The sequence below is a fragment of the Kitasatospora terrestris genome, from assembly GCF_039542905.1.
GTDB lineage: Bacteria > Actinomycetota > Actinomycetes > Streptomycetales > Streptomycetaceae > Kitasatospora > Kitasatospora terrestris.
Genome location: NZ_BAABIS010000001.1, coordinates 116855 through 133389 on the forward strand (window position 1 = coordinate 116855; position 16535 = coordinate 133389).

Genomic DNA, 16535 nt, shown 5'->3' on the forward strand with positions numbered 1-16535 from the left:
CCGGGGAGGATGTCAACTCAACTTCGGGTCGAAGGCGTCACGGACCGCGTCTCCGAGGAGGATGAAACTCAGCACGGTCGCCGACAGGAACAGGGCGGGGAACGCCAGCAGGTGCGGGTGGTCCAGGAAGAAGCTCTGGGCGGTGTTCAACTGGAGCCCCCAGCTGACCGCCGGGTACTGCAGGCCCACGCCGAGGAAGTCGAGGGTCGCCTCGCCGGAGATCACGTTGCCGACGTTGAGCATCGCCACGACGACGACCGGCGTGATCGCGTTCGGCAGGACGTGCCGGAACATCAGCCTGGCCGGCCGGGCTCCGGACATCCGGGCGGCCCGGACGTAGTCGGCGTCCTTGACCGCGATGACCTGGGAGCGCATCACCCGGGTCATCGTGCTCCAGCCGAGCGCCACCAGGACCAGGGTCATCGCGCCCAGACCGTGGCGGGGGAAGGCGACCAGGATGACGGTGGCGCCCAGGACGAACGGCAGACCGAAGAAGACCTCGGTGACCCGTGACAGCAGGTCGTCCACCCATCCGCCGTAGAACCCGGCGAGGAGGCCGAGGACGACGGACACCACGAGCGCACCGGCGGTGACGGCGACTCCGGCCAGCAGGGAGGGCCGGCTGCCCCGCACGACCTGGGCGAGGTAGTCGCAGCCCTGGAGGTCGAATCCGAAGGGGTGGCCGTCGGCGGGTCCCAGTTTCGAGTGCGCGAGCTCGCAGCGGCCGTCGTCGTCGGTGAACGCCGCGGTGAAGACGCCGGGGAAGGCCGCCATCAGGCCGATCAGGGCGATCACCGCCAGGCACACCCACACCAGCGGACGCGAGCGCAACTGCGACCAGGCGTCACGGCTCAGCGAAGCGCGCGCGGTCTGCGGCACGCCGTCGACGGGCAGGGCGCCCGGTGCCGGATCCGGGGGCGGGTCCTGGGTGGGGCCGGGCAGGCGGAGGCTAGTCAAGGCGGATCCTCGGGTCGAGCAGGCCGTAGAGGACATCGACGGCCAGGTTGGCCAGGACGAAGACGAGCACGAGCGCCGTGGTGATGCCCACGACCGTGGGCCCCTCGCGCAGTTGGATCGACTGGAAGACCTGCTGGCCGATGCCGGGGAGGTTGAAGATGTACTCGGTGACGATCGCCCCGGCCATCAAGGACCCCAGCTCCACGCCGAGGAACGTGACCACCGGGATCAGGGAGTTGCGCAGCGTGTGGCGGACCACCACCCTGCGCCGGCTCAGGCCCTTCGCGTCGGCGGTGCGCACGAAGTCGGCCCGCAGGTTCTCCACCAGGGAGGCGCGGGTCAGCCGTGCGACGTAGGCGAGGCCGAAGGAGGAGAGGACCAGGCCGGGCAAAAGGTAGGCCGTGGGCCAGCCGGCGTCGCCGCCGGACACCGGGAACCAGCCCAACCTCACGCCCAGGACCAACTGCGCCAGGTAGCCCACGATGTAAACGGGCACGGCGATGACGAGGGTGGTGGCGCCGAGCACGACGTTGTCGGCCCAGCGCCCCTTGTTGAGGCCGGCCCACACACCGAGGGCGATGCCGAGGACCACTTCGAAGAACCAGGCGGTGAGTCCGAGCCGGACGGTCACCTGCCAGCGCTCGGCGATCACGTCGGCGACCGGCTGGCCGCGGAAGGTGGTGCCGAAGTCACCGGTGATCAGGCCGCCCAGGTACTTGGCGTACTGCACCACCAGCGGGTCGTCCAGGTGGTAGCGGCGGTGGAGCTCGGCGAGGACCGAGGGCGGGACGGGCCGGTCACCGGCCAGGCCCTGGATCGGATCGCCCGGCAGGACGAACACCAGGGCGTAGATGAGGAAGGTGGTCGCGAGCAGCACCGGTACGGCGTGCAGCAGGCGGCGGGCGACGAATCTGCCCATGGAAGGCTGCCCCCGGAGGTAGGGTCCGCCGCCCTGGCGGGGGCGAGGCCGGCGGACGGGCGTTCGTGCGGGTGACGACTGCGGCACGTGGGCCGCGGGCGGTCAGTGCTTGACGGTGACCTCGTCGAGGTGCAGGCCGGTGACGTAGGGGTCGATCAGCACGTGGCCGACGTTGGTGCTCCACGCCGACTGGTCCTGCCAGTTCCACAGCGGGATCAGCGGCATCTCCCGGAGCGCGAGGTCTTCGGCCTTCTGGTAGGCGGCCAGGCCGTCCTTGCCGTCCTTGGCGGCGTTGCCCTCGGCGAGGAGCGCGTCGAACTGCTTGCTGCTCCAGCCCATCCGGTTGTCGGGGTTGTAGAGCCCGTCCAGGTAGTTCTGCATGCTCGGGTAGTCGATCACCCAGTTCTGGCGGTAGGGGCCGGTGCCCTGGCGCTTGTTGAGGATCGGGCCGAGGTCGGCGGACGCCATCTTCTTGAAGGTGATGTCCTGGATTCCGAGGTTCTGCTTGAGCTGGTTGGCCACCGAGGTCATCCACTGTTCGTACGTGGGGTCGGAGTTGGAGAAGTAGAGCTCCATCGGGCCGGTGAAACCGCCGGCCTTGTCGAACAGCGCTTTCGCCTTGGCGGGGTCATAGGTGCAGGCCTCCCCGCAGGCGCCGTCGCGGTGGCCCGGGATCATCGGGGCGACGACCGAGTCGGCGGGCTTGAAGACGCCGTTGTAGATGGCCTGGGTGACGCCCGGCCGGTCGATGGCCATGGACAGGGCGCGGCGCAGCTCGGGGTTCTGGAAGCGCGGGTCCCACAGGGGCAGCCCGAGGTAGTCCATGGTGCCGCTGGGACGGACGGAGTAGTGGTCGCCGAATGCCCGTTTGGCTTCGGGTGCGCGGGCCGCGGGCACGGTGGTCATGATGTCGACGTTGCCGGCCTGGAGCTCGGTGAAGGCGGTGTCCTTGCTGGTGAAGATCTTGAAGGTGACGCCGTCCGCCATGGCCTTGCGGCTGCCCGTGTAGGAGGCGGACTTCTTCAGGGCGATCTTCTGGTCGTGCACCCAGTCGCCGTCCATCTGGAACGGCCCGTTGCCGATCGGGTGGGCGTCGAAGCCCTTGGGGTCGCTGAACGCGGCCTTCGGCAGCGGCGCGAAGGCCGTGAAGGCCAGCATCATCGGGAACTGGCTGAACGGTGCCGACAGGGTGACCTGCAGGGTGGTGTCGTCGACGACCTTCAATCCGGACAGCTTCTCGGCCTTGGGCTGCTGCCCCTGGTCGGGGTTGAGGTCCGCGTAGCCCTCGATCTGGGCGAAGTAGTAGTTCGACTCCCAGCCGTTGGGCCCGTACGCGGCGGCGTTCCACGCATCCGCGAAGCTCTGCGCGGTGACCTTCTCGCCGTTGTGGAAGGTGCCGTCCGGGCGCAGCTTGACCGTCCAGACCTTCTGGTCGCCGGAGTCGACCGACGCGGCCGCCAGGGGCAGGACGTGGCCGTCCTTCGGGTCGAGGGTGACCGGGGTGTCGAACAGGCCCTGGATCACCTGGATGGCGTAGCTGTCAGTGGTCTGACCCGGCGTCAGGTGGTTGGGTTCGGTCAGCGCGACGCTGTAGGTGCCGCCGGGGGTCCCGGGGCCCTGGTCGGCGGAGTTCTTGCCGCCGCTCGCCGTACCGCCGCAGGCGGAGACCGCCAGGACCAGGGCGGTGGCTGCGGTGAGGGCCGGCAGCGAGCGGGCGGGGTGGGAAGGTCTGTGCCGGGGAGTGTGCATGGCCGCTGTGTTCCTCTCGGTTCCTGCCGGTGGGGCAGGAAGGGGGTACCGGAGACGGGGGTGCGGTGCGAGTGCGCGGGAGCGGGCTTCTGCTCTCCGGGCCCGCGGAGGCCGTCGGCCGCTCTGCCGTCCGGTCGGGCGCACCGACGGAACGGTACGGTCGCTGTCCTCTGCGGGCCCCCACCGTAGGGGCCCTCCGCCGTCGGCCGCGATGGACAGGCTGTCGATCCCTGTCGGGGCGGGGCCGACATCCTGTCGATCCGTCAATTGAGGCTTCCTGCCGGGCGGAAGGTCGCCGCGACGGGTGGACGCGGCACCGCCCTCGTCGAGGGAGGTCCGGCGGGGCCGGGTGTCACCGCGCCGAGCACCCGCGGGCCCCGGGCGCCCGTGCAGGACGGCACCGAGGACGGCAGCCCGTGCACCGCGTACCAGCCGAGCACCGCGAACGCCACCGCCTCCTTGGCGTCCCAGGGCAGCCCCACCGCCTCGCTGGGGACCAGCGCCACGCCCGGCAGTTCGGAGGCGAGCATCGCCGACAGCACCGGATTGCGGCAGCCGCCGCCCGACACCACGACCTCCCCCAGGCCGTGGAGCCGCACCTGGTCCGCCACCGTGCGGGCGGTGAGTGCCGCCAGGGTCGCCAACAGGTCCGGGGCTGTCGGCTCGCGGCCGCCGGCGGCCCGGTGCTCGGTCAGCATCCGGTCCAGGTAGCCGTGGTGGAAGAGTTCCTTTCCGGTGCTCTTGGGTGCCGGCCGCCGGTAGTAGGGCTCGTCGAGGAGCCGCGCCAGCAGGAGCGGCTCGACCGAGCCCCGCGCGGCCAGTGCGCCGTCGCGGTCGTAGTGCCGTCCGGTGGCGCGCAGCACGGCCGCGTCCAGCAGTGCGTTCGCCGGTCCCGTGTCGTACGCCGCGCAGCCCCCGCGTCCGGTGCGCGGGACGGTGAGGTTGGCGATGCCGCCGAGGTTCAGCGCGCCCCGGAGCAGGCCCGGCCGGCGGGGCAGCCCCGCCAGCAGCAGCAGGTCCACAAGAGCCACCAGCGGGGCGCCCTGCCCGCCCGCCGCCACGTCCCGCGCCCGGAGGTCGGCCACCACCGGGGCGCCCACGGCCTCCGCGATCCAGGCGGGCTGACCGAGTTGCAGCGTGCCGCGCACCGTGCCGTCCTCCACCCAGTGGTAGACGGTCTGCCCGTGCGAGGCGACCAGGTCGACCCCGCCGACGGCTGCGGCCGCGCCGGCCGCGGCCTCGGCGAACGCCTGCCCGATACGGGTGTCCAGCCGGCACACGGCGGCCAGGTCCACCCGGTGCGGCGGAAGCGCGGCCGCCAGGTCCTGCCTCAGCTCGTCCGGGTAGGGCACCGCGACGTGGTGCAGCAGCCGGCCCCGCAGCACGGGCCCCTGCCCGCGGAGGCTCTCGTCGAGGGCGAGGTCCACCACAGCCGCGTCGATCGCGTCGTGGGAGGTGCCCGACATCAGACCAAGGACTTTCACCGTGTCGCTCCTGAGTCGTCGTTCTCGTGCCGGTCGTGGTGACCGGCACCCCTGGCAAGGCCTCGAAGTTGCCTGACAGTGGAATCCGGCCGCGGGGATCGCGAACTCCTTGACGGACGGTGCGCCGCACCCGGCACAGTGGGCGCGCCCCGCCGGGACCTCGCCCGCAGCACCAGCGGTCGGTCCCGCGCCCTCTGCGCACTCTCCGGGAGCCGCCATGTCGCCGTCCCCCTCGTCCGTCCCCGCTCATCGCCCGTCGACCCCGTCACGGCGGTCGGTGCTCTCCGCCCTCGCCGTCGTCGCCACCGGCAGTTGCGGCGGGCTGCTGGCCACCGGCCGCGGATTCGCGGCGGACGGCCGACCGCCCGCCGGGAAGGCGCAGTTGCGCGGCGTGTGGATCGCCTCCGTCGTCAACATCGACTGGCCGTCCGCGCCCGGGCTGACGCCGGAGCGCCTGCGGACCGACTTCCTCGGCCAGCTGGACCGGGCCGTCGCGCGGGGCCTGAACGCCGTCTTCGTGCAGATCCGCCCCACGGCGGACGCCTTCTGGCCGTCCCCCTACGAGCCGTGGTCGCAGTGGATCACCGGAGTCCAGGGCCGGGATCCGGGCTGGGATCCGCTCGACTTCATGGTGCGCTCGGCCCACGAGCGCGGACTGGCCTTCCACGCCTGGTTCAACCCCTACCGCGTCTCCATGCAGCCGGACGTCACCGCCCTGGTCCCCGACCACCCCGCCCGCACCCACCCGGAGTGGACCGTCTCCTACGGCGGCAAGCTCTACTACAACCCCGGCGTGCCGGCCGCCCGCCGCTTCGCCCAGCAGGCCATGCTGGACGCGGTGCGCCGCTACGACGTCGACGGGGTCCACTTCGACGACTACTTCTACCCCTACCCGGTCAGCGGCCGGGACTTCCCCGACGACGACGCGTTCGCCGCCTACGGCCAGGGGTGGACCGACCGCAACGCCTGGCGCCGCCACAACGTCGACCTGATGGTCAGCGAGATGCAGCAGCTGGTCCGCGAAGCGCGACCGGACGCCTGCTTCGGCATCAGCCCGTTCGGCGTGTGGCGCAACGACACCAGCGATCCGGCCGGATCCGCCACCAAGGCCTTCCAGTCCTACGACGGCCTGCACGCCGACACCCGCGGCTGGATCGCCAAGGGCTGGCTCGACTACATCGCCCCGCAGCTGTACTGGCACATCGGACTGGCCGTCGCCGACTACGCCGAACTGGCCCCCTGGTGGGCCGCGCAGACCGCCGGGACCGACACCCTCCTGTGGATCGGCCAAGCCGCCTACAAGGTCGCCGACCCGGCCCAGCCCGCCCCCTGGCAGGACCCGGCCGAACTCTCCCGCCACCTCGATCTCAACGCCACCCTCCCCCAGGTGAGCGGCGACATCCTCTTCAGCGCCAAGGACACCTGGGCCGACCGGATCGGCGCCGTCAGCCGCCTGCAGGCCGACCACTGGCAGCGGCCCGCGCTCGTCCCGGTCCTGCCGCGCCTCGCCGACGGCACGCCGCCCCGCAGGCCCGCCGTGCACGCCCGGCGCCACGGCACGGACGGCCTGGACATCGACAGTCCCGGCAGTCCCGCCGGCCGGCCCGCGCCGTTCCGCTACGCGGTCTACCGCTACGACACCGCACCGGGGCACGACCCCGTGCTCGACGCCGCCCACCTGGTGGCCGTCGTCCCGGCCGCCACCGGGCGGTTCGACGACCCGGACGGTCCGCGCGACGCCTGGTACGTGGTCACCGCCGTCGACCGGGTCGGACGGGAGAGCAGGCCGAGCACCGCCGTCCGCACCCGCGCCCCGCGCAGCGGCGGGTAGCCCCCTGCGCCGCCCGGTCAGGCGACGTCCAGTCCCGCCACCGTGCGGTGCAGACGACGCGCACCGCCGGGCGGCGCGGCACCACCCGCGGTGAGCGCGGCCAGCGCCGCGGCACCGGCTGCGGCGTCCCGCACCGGCACCACGCCGACACCGCGGGCCCGCAGCACGGTGGTGACCCGGGCAGCGAGCAGGGTCGGAGCCGTGAGCAGGCCCCCCGCCAGGACCGCCGGCAGCGACGCGAAGTCCGGACCGGCCTCGACCGTCAGCGAATCGAACGTGCGCAGCAGACGGTGCGCGCCCTCGGCGACGATCCGCTCGGCGACCGCGTCGCCGGTCCGAGCCGCGGCGTCCACCAGCGGTGCGAGACGGGCGAGATCGGCCGGCGGGGCGGCGTGCACCGCGGTGACCATCCGCCGTGCCAGGGCGGTGCCCGTGCCCCCGGTGCCCCCGGACTCCAGGCCGAGCGCCTGCGGCACGAGGTCCACCAGGGCGGTCGTCGGACCTCGGCCGTCCAGAGCGGCGAGCGCCAGGACGACGGCCTGCCGCCCGAGCCACACCCCGGAGCCCTCGTCGCCCAGGAGCCAGCCGTAGCCGTCCCGCCGGGCGACCTGCACACCGTCGCGGAAGAGAGCCGCCACCGCACCCGTCCCGGACAGCAGCAGCACCGCGTCCCGGCTGTCCGTGGCCCCGGCGACGGCAGCGGCCAGGTCGTCGCCGACGCCGGGCACACCGCTCAGGTCCGCTTCCCGCCAAGCCCGCTGGGCGAGCTCTTGATACGCGGCACCGTCGTCGCCTCCGGCTCCGGCGAATGCCAGGTGTCCGGCCGCGACCCGGCGCCGGTCGACGCTCCCCAGCGCTTCCTCCAACACCTGGCGCAGCGCCGCCCGGGGGTCGGCGCTGGAGCGCAGGTTGCCGCCGGGGCCGCGGGCACGGCCGTGGACCCGCCCGTCCAGGCCGACGACCACGCAGCGGGTTGCGGTCCCTCCTGCGTCCACGCCGATCACCAGCGGGACGCGGGGCTCCGGAGCGGTACTCATCGGCGCGTTTCCTCTCCTTCGCGACGGCGGCTGTCTGCTGTGCTGTCAGTCCCAGGTCCGACCGCGCACCCCCTTCGACGGCACCGGCTCGTCCACCTGCCCCTCCGTACCGGGTGCGACCCGGGACCGCAGCTGGGCGGCCGGCGCCGGACCGGAGGCCAGCCGGACCGCGATCCGGTCGGCGACCGGGCGGGGGCTGGATCCGGCGAAGTCGTTCAACAGGACGGCGAACGCGAGCTTGCGGCCCTCGGGCGAGGTCACGTATCCGGCGAGGGTGGTGACGCCGCTCATCGACCCGGTCTTCGCATGGACGTTGCCTGCCGCAGCGGTGCCCTGCATGCGGTTGGCCAGGGTCCCGCCCACCATCCGGTCCGGGTTGCCCGCGATCGGCAGGGCCTCGTACCAGGTGGCGAACCAGGGCTGTTTGCGGGCGTAGGAGAGCAGCGCAGTGTAGCGGTCGGCGGTGACCAGGTCGTAGCGCGACAGGCCGGAGCCGTCGGCCTGCCGGGCCGGGGTGACGTCGAGGCCGTTGCGGTGGAGGAAGTCGGAGATCCGGGCGAGACCGGCCCGCCAGCTGCCGTCACCGGCCCCGGTCCTTCCCATCTCCTTGACCAGGTGCTCCGCGATGCCGTTGTTGCTGAGCTTGAGGAACGGCACGAGCAGGTCCCCGAGCGGAGCCGACTCGTGGTGGGCGACCTGCCGGGCGCCGGCAGGGGCCGTGACCGCTCGCGGGTCGCGGCCGAGCACCCGTACACCGTGCCGGGCCAGGGCTGCCGCGAAGACGTGCGCGGTGACCTCGGCGGGGTCCTCGACGGTCACCCATTCGTCGTCGGGGCCGCTGCCGGCGGGCAGGCTGCCGGAGAGGACGATCTCGCCGGTGCCGTGGCGGCGGGTGACATCGACGGTGAAGGGGCTGTCGCTCTGCCCGGTGGTGACGCTCCCGGAGACCGTCACGCCCGTGTCCGCCGGCGTGATCCGCACGGCGGCCGGCGTGCCGGGCTCGCCCGGCGTCAGGGTGACCTGCAGGGTGCCCATGTCGTAGTCCGTGTCGCTGGCCAGCGTGAGCGCCGAGATCTGCGGGCTGTAGTAGTACGGCTCGTCGTCCCAGGCCCAACCGCTGCCCAGCGGTACGTCGTCGTAGCGGGAGGCGTCGTAGGCCACGGCGCCGGTCACCAGGCGCACGCCGCTGTCGGCGACCTGTTGCGCGAGCGCGTCGAGGTCCGCGGCCAGCAGGCTGGGATCGCCGCCGCCGCGCAGGACGAGATCGCCGCGCAGGACACCCGCGTCACTGCGGCCGGTGGCCAGGACGTCGGTGGCGAACCGGTGGCCGGTGCCGAGTGCGTCCAGGGCCGCGGCGGACGTCACCAGCTTCATGGTGGACGCGGGCAGGACCAGGCGCTGCGCATCGTGCGCGTACAGGACCTCGCCCGTTTCGGTGTCCACCACCTTCACGGCGGCCGTCGCGCCGGCCAGCCGGGGGTCGGCGAGCAGCAGGTCCAGGTCGTCGGTGAGCGTGGACGCGGAGGCGGTGGAGGCCCGGGCCGGCGCATCTGCGCCGGGGGCGAAACCGGCCAGCAGAGCGGCGGTGAGTGCGACGGCCACCGGCAGGGCGGCGCGTCGGCGGGGAAGGGGACGCATGCGTGGTTCCTGTTCGTCGGGTTCGGCGCAGAAGGTGGGCTGCGGTGCTGCCGTTCGGCGCGGAGGGCCGCCGACCGGGCCGGGGCCCTCGTTCCCCGGTCCGGTCGGCGGTGCCGCGCCGGGACACCGGCGCGGGTCCTGGGCGACCGGTCAGTAGAAGCAGCCGGTGGTCGGCAGCGACTGCGGGGACGGCGGGGTGGTGCCGTCCCACAGCGCGGCCAGCATCTGCTGGGGGCAGACCGAGACTCCGCCGCGGAAGATGCCGAAGTGCAGGTGGGGGCCGGTCGTGTTGCCGGTGTTCCCGGTGTGGGCGACCAGTTGACCGGCCGTCACGCGGGCGCCGGTGGCGACCAGCCGGCTGTTGAGGTGGCAGTACTGGTAGGTGATGCCGTCGTCGCCGTCGATGGCCAGGCCGTATCCGCAGGCGTCGCTGACGCCGCCGTTCTGCCGCGCGGTGCCGGAGGTGACGGCGAAGGCGTCCGTCCACTCGACGACCGGGATGTCGGCCGCCGGATAGTCGTGGTGCGGCTGGAGGAGGCTGTCGCGGCCGCCGGAGACGGAGCCCCTGGGCACCACGAAGGCGTAGCCGCCGAAGACGCCGCCGCTGCCGGCGGCCGCGCCCAGCAGGTACTGCCAGGTGGTCACGCCGACGGTGCTGCCGCCGGTCAGCTGCTGCTTGGCCTTGAAGTCGTTGACGGCCGTGGTGGTGTCCCCGGCGAACACGCCGTCCGTGGGCACGTTGTAGCCGATCTTCTGGAGCTGGAACTGCATCGCCCGCACGGCGTTGTCCTGGGTGTCGCCGGGAGAGACGGTGACGACGAGCTTGGCCCAGGTGTTGGGGCCGACGATTCCGTCGGCCGTGAGGCTGTTGGCGCTCTGGAAGGAGACGACGGCGCTCTTGGTCTGCGCGTCGAAGTATCCACCGGCCACGAGCGTCTGACCGCGCTGGCGCAGCAGGAACTGCATGCTGGCGACGTCGTTGCCGCCCGCTCCTTGCGAGAGCACGGGCCAGGCGGGCGCCGCGGCGTGGGCGGGCTGGGCGCTTCCCAGCGTCATCAGCAGGGATCCGAGCAGGACGGAGCAGATCGCCGTCAGGGCGACGGCCAGGCGCAGCGGCGTGCGGCGCAGCCATCGGGCCGGTCCTCGCGGCGCCGAGAGGCGTGGTGAGCGGGTGGTGTTCACGGTGTTCTCCTGTCTCGCACGGGTCGCGGTTCCGGGGGTCGTCGCGCCGGTGCGGGGTCGGGGTTCGCTCGCTGGTGGGGGGCGGGGGCGGTTGCCGTCAGGAGGCGACCAGGGCGAGCCAGGTCGGCTTGAGCACGGCGCCGTCGGCGGGCAGTCCCTGGGCGACCTGGTAGGACTGCGCGGCGCTGCGGGTGCCGGAGCCGAACTGCCCGTCCACGGAGAGGGAGGCGCCGTGCGCGTTGAGGCCGACCTGGGCGGCCTTCACGGCGCTGCCGGAGGAGCCCTGCTTGACCGTGTTGGTGAGCGACTGCCAGGTCGCGGGTCCGACGACTCCGTCGGCGCCCAGTCCGGCCGAGTTCTGGTAGGAGATCACCGCGCTGCGGGTGCCGGGTCCGAACTGGCCGTCGGCGGTGAGGGAGGCGCCGTGCGCGTTGAGCAGGTGCTGCAGCACAGTGACGCGGGTGCCGCTGTCGCCCTGCTGGGTGAGGGGCCAGCTGAGGGCGGTGGGCGCCGGGGGCGCGGCGGGGCCGGTCCCGAGGGCGAAGGCCTGGAGGTCGGCCGCGGTGCCGTTGAAGACGTCCTGGTCACCGGGGAAGACACCGGCGTCGGCGTACTGCCAGATGCTCTGGCCGGTCCAGCCGTTGGGTGCGGGGGCGGCGGTGCCGGTGTAGTTCGCGAGGAACAGCGGGTACGAGCTGACGGCGGCGGAGTTGCCGGTGCACGTCCGCCACCAGTCGGTGGTGGTGTAGAGGCTCGGGTAGCGGCCGGTGCGGGTCTTGACCTCGGTGCCGAAGTCCTGGATCCAGGCGACCATCGCCGAGGCGCTGAGCCCGAAGCAGGTGGCCCCGTAGGGGTTGTACTCGATGTCCAGCAGCGGGGGCAGGGTCTTGCCGTCGGCGGTCCAGGTGCCGCCGTGGTCGACGAAGAAGTCGGCCTGGGACTTGCCGCTGGAGCGGTCCGGCAACGCGAAGTGGTAGGCGCCGCGGATGAAGCCGGCCGCCGCGGACCCGTTGTACTGGGACGAGAACGTGGGACTGGTGTAGGTGGTGCCCTCGGTGGCCTTGATGTAGGCGAACGACGCGCCGGCCGCCGCTGTGGCGGCCCAGTCGACGTTGGGTTCGTAGGCCGCGACGTCGATGCCGAGCGGCTTCGCACCGGCGGGCAGCGCGGCGGCGGGCGCCCCGGTGCTCTCTCGGCCGGCGCCGGGCGCGAGCGGTTCGGCGACCAGGGGGCGCGCGGCCGCACCGGCGGCGGAACGGCCACCGAGCGTGGAGCCCAGGTGGTCGGAGTCGGGGTGCGTGATCGGCCCGGGCGTGCCCTTGCCGGCGGCGGTGGACGAAGCGCCGGCGGGGGCCGCGGTCGCGGGCGGGGCCGCCGTGGCGGGGGCTGCGGTGCCGAGGGCGACGGCCAGCGGCAGGAGGACGGCGACGGCGAGGTGTGCCGTCCGGTGGTTCAGGAACGATGGCGCGCTGCGCGGCATGGCTGCTCCTGCAGGGGTGTGGGGGTGGACCGGGTGGGGGTGAGCACCGGCCCGGGTGACCAGTAGTGCGGAAATTGACCTCGCGGACAAGTGCTTGGGCAGAAATTTTCCAACCCCGCAACACGCCCGGATTCCCGCAAGACGTCACGGCAATACCACTTCTGATGGATAGTCAGTTGTTGTTGTCACAGGTGGGGGCAGCATTGAGGCGGTGCACCCGCCGCCGGGTGCACCGCCTCGAGCCGCACTGGTCTGCTCGCCGAGGGCGAGTGCCGATTTACACGACAAGCGCCCCGTCCGAAGGATTGCGACGACCTCTCATCCTGTCAGGTGCGCGGCCACCACCTCCGCCGCGGCCTCCGCGCACACCCGCGCCGCGCCGTGCGGGACCACGTGCAGCCCACCGCGGGGAGGCGACTGCGCAATCCCGAACTCCACCACGACCGCATCCGGCCGCCGAGCGGTCACGGCCACCACCGTCGCGTCCATCCACCCGTGCCGGTGCGCGTTGCGCACCACCAGCACCAGCGGCCTCCCGCGCGCCGCCGCGCAGATCCGCTCCACGACTCCGGCCGGGTCCGCCTCCGCCTCGGCGTGGCCGACCTGCCGCACCTCGGTGCCCGGCAGGAGCGCCCCGAGCGGTCCGGCGAGCCCCCAGGCGGTGACGGCACCCACCGCGACCGTCGTCCCGGGCCGCAACTCGGCGACGTAGGGAACCCCCCGGGTGGGTGGCTCCGCCCCGGGGGGCCGGACCGAAATCAGCGCGCGCCGTGCCGCCGCCAGGCCCGGCGCACGCCCGGCCGGCCCGCCCTCGGCCGCCTGCGACCCGGCACGCAACGCGCGCGCCCAGCGGGCGAACGCCGCGACGCGGCCGGCGGCCTCCGCGAGCCGTTCCTCGGCCAGCTCCCCCGTGCGGACCGCCCGGACCACGGCGGATCGCAGCGCGTCGTACTCGGCCGCCGATCCGCGATCCCCCACGCAGACCAGGTCGGCGCCGGCCGCCAGCGCCCGCACCGCAGCCCCCGCGCAGCCGTAGCGGTCGGCGACCGCCCTCATCTCGACCGCGTCCGTCACCACCAGGCCGTCGAATCCCAGCCGGCGGCGCAGCACGTCGTGCAGCACGCGCGGGCTCACCGTCGCGGGATGCTCGGGGTCCAGGGCGGGCAGCAGGATGTGGGCGGTCATCAGGGCGCGGGCTCCGGCCGCCACGGCGGCGCGGAACGGCGGCAGGGCGACGCGCGACAGCTCCGCGAGGTCCGCGTCGACGGTCGGCAGGCCGAGGTGCGAGTCGACCACCGTGGCGCCGTGGCCGGGGAAGTGCTTCGCGCAGGCAGCGGTGCCCCCCTCCTGGAGACCTCGCACCCATGCCGCCGCGTGTCGCGCCACCACGGCCTGGTCGGCGCCGAAGGAACGGACACCGATCACCGGGTTGCGCGGGTTGGAGTTCACGTCGGCGTCCGGCGCGTAGTCCACGTCGATGCCCAGGGCCGCCAGCTCGCGGCCGATCGAGCGGGCCACCGCCCGGGTCAGGTCCACGTCGTCGACGACCCCCAGCGCGAGGTTCCCCGGGGAGGACGATCCGGTCTCCCACTCGAGCCGCGTGACGTCGCCGCCTTCCTCGTCGACGGCGACCAGCACGTCCGGGTTCTCCGCGCGCAGCTGCGCGACCAGGGCCGACGCCTGCTCGCGCCCGCCGGGAGCGGGCGCGAAGTTCCGGCCGAACAACAGGACCGAACCGAGGCCGTCCGCGAGTCGGCGCCGGATCCAGTCCGGGGCGCTCCAGCCCTCGAAGCCGGGCTGCAGCACGCCACCCGCGAGGCTCAGCAGACCGCGGTCGTCCGGTGTGCCCACTACTGTCCTCCGCCCGTCCCTGAGGCCGGCGCCGGGACCTGGCGCGGCTCCGACGCGGGGGCCTCCCCGAGCGTGCGGGCCACCACGTCCGCCACCGTCTCCTGCCGGTGGAGCAGCGTGAACCGGACGCGCCCCTCGTGGTCCACGTCGAAGGCGTGCACGGCGGGCTGCGGCAGGCTGTTGTAGTGGAACGGCGTGGAGAAGTAGTACGCGCCGGTGTCGGGCAGCACCACCAGGTCGCCGGGCTCCAGCAGCGGCAGCTCCCGGGCGCGCGCCACGAGGTCGCCGGCGAAGCAGCACGGCCCGGCGACGTCCTGCGCGACCGTCCCCCGCGCTCCCCCGTCGAGCGGCCGCGGCACGCCGTCGGCATCGTACGGCAGCACCCGCAGGGGCCAGGACTCCGGCAGGAAGACCGTCCGGGCGGCGACCTGCACACCCGCGTGGGTGAGCGCGACGGCCCGCCCTCCCGACACCTTGGTGTACTCCACCCGGGAGGCCAGGAACCCGTTCTTCGCCAGCAGCGCGCGGCCGAGTTCGGTCACCAGCCGGTAGCGGCCGCTCAACAGGGCCGGGGAGCCCGCCTGCAGAGCGGCGACCTGGTCGGAGAACGTCGGGTCGTCACGGTCGTCGGCGAAGTTCACCGGCAGGCCGCCGCCCACGTCGATGCCCTCGATCCGTGCCGCACCGGCCCGTTCGTCGATCTCCTCCGCCAGGTCCACGACCGCCGCGACACCGGCCGCGGACAGCTCCAGGGGGCAGCCCTGCGAACCGACGTGCACGTGCAGCCAGCGAAGCCAGGGCCGTGCCAGGTACGCCTGCACGATCCGCTCGCGGTTGCCAGGGTCGCCCAGCGCGATGCCGAACTTGGACTCGCTGCCGGCCGTCGACATCGCGGCGATCGCCCCCAGCCCCACCTGGGGGTTGATGCGCAGTCCGATCCTCGACCCCGTGCCGTGCCCGGCGACCAGGGTGTCGACGCGCCCCAGCTCCTGGAAGTTGTCGATGTTGACCGTGACCCCCGAAGCGAGCGCGGCCCTCAGCTCCGGGAGGGTCTTGGCGGGCGAGTCCAGGACGAGCCGGCCCGGTGCGAAGCCCGCGGCCAGCGCCTGGGCCAGTTCTCCGGGGCTGGCCACCTCGCAGCCCAGCCCGTGTCCGCGCATCAGGCGCAGCACCGGCACCAGGCTGTTGGCCTTCGCCGCGAAGGTGTGCTCGACCTGCACTCCGTCCGGCCAGGCGGCACGAAGGGCGGCTGCGGTCTCCGCGATGCCCGTCAGGTCCAGGAAGGCGGCGAGCGGGGTCTCCTCCGGGTCCAGGAGCCCGGCCCGGACGGCGGCGCGCACCGCGAGGTCGCGCCGTCCGGCCCGGTCGGCAGCGGGCACGGGTTCGGGTTCGGGTTCGGCGACGGGGCGGGTGGCACGGGCGAGAGTCACGACTGCTCCTCCAGGAAGGCAACGGGGTTCGCAGCGGCATCCGGATCCTTCTCGTAGACCCGGAAGACCCGGTGCAGTCGGGAGCCGACCGCACGGGAGTAGAAGCGGTAGGGCGCGATCCAGGCGATCTCGGCCTCCGGGAGGCCCGCGTCCAGCTGGTCGCGCAGACACCGGCGCAGCAGGACCGCCCCCACGCCCCGGCCCCGCTGCGACTCGGCGGTGCCCATGGGGCCGAACCAGGAGTCGCGGTTGACGCCGTGACAGGCGAATCCGACGAACTCCTCCTCGGTGCCGTCCCCCTGGACCGCGACGTGACAGCGTGGCGGCTCGTGGGCGAGAGCGGCGGCCGCTTCCTGGGCCCAGGTGCCGCCCCAGGTGCGCATCCAGGCGAGGAAGCGCGGGGCGTCCGCGGGGTGGGCGCGGCGCACGCGCACGCCGAGGGCAGCCAGGCGCCGCTCGTCGTCGGCCGTGGCGAGGTCGGCCGCGGTCAGGTCGGTCAGCATGTTGAACGCGTCGGGGCCCCTCTCGTAGCCGGCGGACTCCACCAGGCACACGGCGGGGGTGTAGCGGATGTCGAGTCCGGGCCAGGCGTAGGCGGGCGGGGTGCCGCGGACGAGCAGGCGGGTGGCGCCCGCCGCCGACAGGCGGTCCTCGACGGCGGCCAGCAGGGCTCGTCCCTGGCCCTGCCCGCGGTGCCCCGGTGCCACCGCGAGCAGGGTGACGTGTCCGGGTCGCCGGTGCGGCTCGTCCTGCGGGGCGAGCCAGCCGAAGGCGAGACCCGTGACGGTGCCGCCGGCGTCCGCGACGACCCGCAGGTCCGGCGTCTGCGCCGCCAGGTCCCACAGCAGGGCGAGGACCCGGTCCGCGTCCGCGTCGTGGGCGAGTGAGGCCGCGGCGATCGCGTGCAGGGCGGCGAGGTCTTCGCGGCGTGCCGTGCGCAGCTCGGGTTTGGATCCGTCCTCCATGCTGTCCGTCCC

At 73.8% G+C, this 16535-nt stretch carries 11 protein-coding genes and 1 pseudogene; 1 reads left to right on the top strand and 11 read right to left on the bottom strand.

Features of this window, described 5'->3' with window-relative positions; genetic code table 11:
• Positions 1–12: 12 nt before the first annotated feature.
• The 4 genes from ABEB06_RS00560 to ABEB06_RS00575 all read right to left on the bottom strand — a co-directional run bounded on the left by ABEB06_RS00560 (position 13) and on the right by ABEB06_RS00575 (position 5109).
• Positions 13–957 carry an ABC transporter permease gene (locus ABEB06_RS00560; RefSeq protein ID WP_345694743.1) on the bottom strand — a complete coding sequence of 315 codons (945 nt, stop codon included), beginning with the start codon at positions 955–957 and terminating at the stop codon, positions 13–15.
• The gene (locus ABEB06_RS00565; RefSeq protein ID WP_345694744.1) at positions 950–1876 is read right to left on the bottom strand and encodes an ABC transporter permease; all 927 of its coding nucleotides are present in this window, start codon (positions 1874–1876) and stop codon (positions 950–952) included. The genes ABEB06_RS00560 and ABEB06_RS00565 overlap by 8 nt, the downstream gene beginning before the upstream one ends.
• 102 nt (positions 1877–1978) lie before the next feature.
• A complete protein-coding gene (locus tag ABEB06_RS00570) occupies positions 1979–3625 on the bottom strand; it encodes a peptide ABC transporter substrate-binding protein (protein ID WP_345694745.1) in 1647 nt (548 codons plus the stop codon).
• Positions 3626–3888: 263 nt separating this feature from the next.
• Positions 3889–5109 carry an anhydro-N-acetylmuramic acid kinase gene (locus ABEB06_RS00575; RefSeq protein WP_345694746.1) on the bottom strand — a complete coding sequence of 407 codons (1221 nt, stop codon included), beginning with the start codon at positions 5107–5109 and terminating at the stop codon, positions 3889–3891.
• Positions 5110–5326: 217 nt separating this feature from the next.
• On the opposite strand from ABEB06_RS00575, the pseudogene ABEB06_RS00580 reads away from it, so the two are divergent.
• Positions 5327–6601: pseudogene (locus tag ABEB06_RS00580) on the top strand (glycoside hydrolase family 10-like protein); the annotation flags it as partial.
• A gap of 356 nt (positions 6602–6957) precedes the next feature.
• On the opposite strand, the gene ABEB06_RS00585 reads toward ABEB06_RS00580, so the two are convergent.
• The 7 genes from ABEB06_RS00585 to ABEB06_RS00615 form a co-directional block, all read right to left on the bottom strand.
• Positions 6958–7977 carry an N-acetylglucosamine kinase gene (locus ABEB06_RS00585; RefSeq protein WP_345694748.1) on the bottom strand — a complete coding sequence of 340 codons (1020 nt, stop codon included), beginning with the start codon at positions 7975–7977 and terminating at the stop codon, positions 6958–6960.
• Between the two features lie 45 nt (positions 7978–8022).
• On the bottom strand, positions 8023–9615 hold the full coding sequence (dacB, locus tag ABEB06_RS00590) for a D-alanyl-D-alanine carboxypeptidase/D-alanyl-D-alanine endopeptidase (protein WP_345694749.1): 1593 nt from the start codon (positions 9613–9615) through the stop codon (positions 8023–8025).
• Positions 9616–9765: 150 nt separating this feature from the next.
• On the bottom strand, positions 9766–10797 hold the full coding sequence (locus ABEB06_RS00595; protein WP_345694750.1) for a peptidoglycan-binding protein: 1032 nt from the start codon (positions 10795–10797) through the stop codon (positions 9766–9768).
• 97 nt (positions 10798–10894) lie between these two features.
• A complete protein-coding gene (locus ABEB06_RS00600) occupies positions 10895–12277 on the bottom strand; it encodes a GH25 family lysozyme (RefSeq protein ID WP_345694751.1) in 1383 nt (460 codons plus the stop codon).
• A gap of 318 nt (positions 12278–12595) precedes the next feature.
• A complete protein-coding gene (locus ABEB06_RS00605) occupies positions 12596–14128 on the bottom strand; it encodes a glycoside hydrolase family 3 N-terminal domain-containing protein (protein ID WP_345694752.1) in 1533 nt (510 codons plus the stop codon).
• On the bottom strand, positions 14128–15558 hold the full coding sequence (locus ABEB06_RS00610) for a type III PLP-dependent enzyme domain-containing protein (protein WP_425559562.1): 1431 nt from the start codon (positions 15556–15558) through the stop codon (positions 14128–14130). The genes ABEB06_RS00605 and ABEB06_RS00610 overlap by 1 nt, the downstream gene beginning before the upstream one ends.
• The gene (locus ABEB06_RS00615) at positions 15555–16523 is read right to left on the bottom strand and encodes a GNAT family N-acetyltransferase (protein WP_345694753.1); all 969 of its coding nucleotides are present in this window, start codon (positions 16521–16523) and stop codon (positions 15555–15557) included. The genes ABEB06_RS00610 and ABEB06_RS00615 overlap by 4 nt, the downstream gene beginning before the upstream one ends.
• Between the last annotated feature and the right edge of the window lie 12 nt (positions 16524–16535).

Excerpts from the sequence above, each read along its gene's own strand:
- dacB (WP_345694749.1), bottom strand. The coding sequence starts at position 9,615 with ATGCGTCCCCTTCCCCGCCGACGCGCCGCCCTGCCGGTGGCCGTCGCA.
- ABEB06_RS00585 (WP_345694748.1), bottom strand. The coding sequence starts at position 7,977 with ATGAGTACCGCTCCGGAGCCCCGCGTCCCGCTGGTGATCGGCGTGGAC.
- ABEB06_RS00570 (WP_345694745.1), bottom strand. The coding sequence starts at position 3,625 with ATGCACACTCCCCGGCACAGACCTTCCCACCCCGCCCGCTCGCTGCCG.
- ABEB06_RS00600 (WP_345694751.1), bottom strand. The coding sequence starts at position 12,277 with ATGCCGCGCAGCGCGCCATCGTTCCTGAACCACCGGACGGCACACCTC.
- ABEB06_RS00615 (WP_345694753.1), bottom strand. The coding sequence starts at position 16,523 with ATGGAGGACGGATCCAAACCCGAGCTGCGCACGGCACGCCGCGAAGAC.
- ABEB06_RS00565 (WP_345694744.1), bottom strand. The coding sequence starts at position 1,876 with ATGGGCAGATTCGTCGCCCGCCGCCTGCTGCACGCCGTACCGGTGCTG.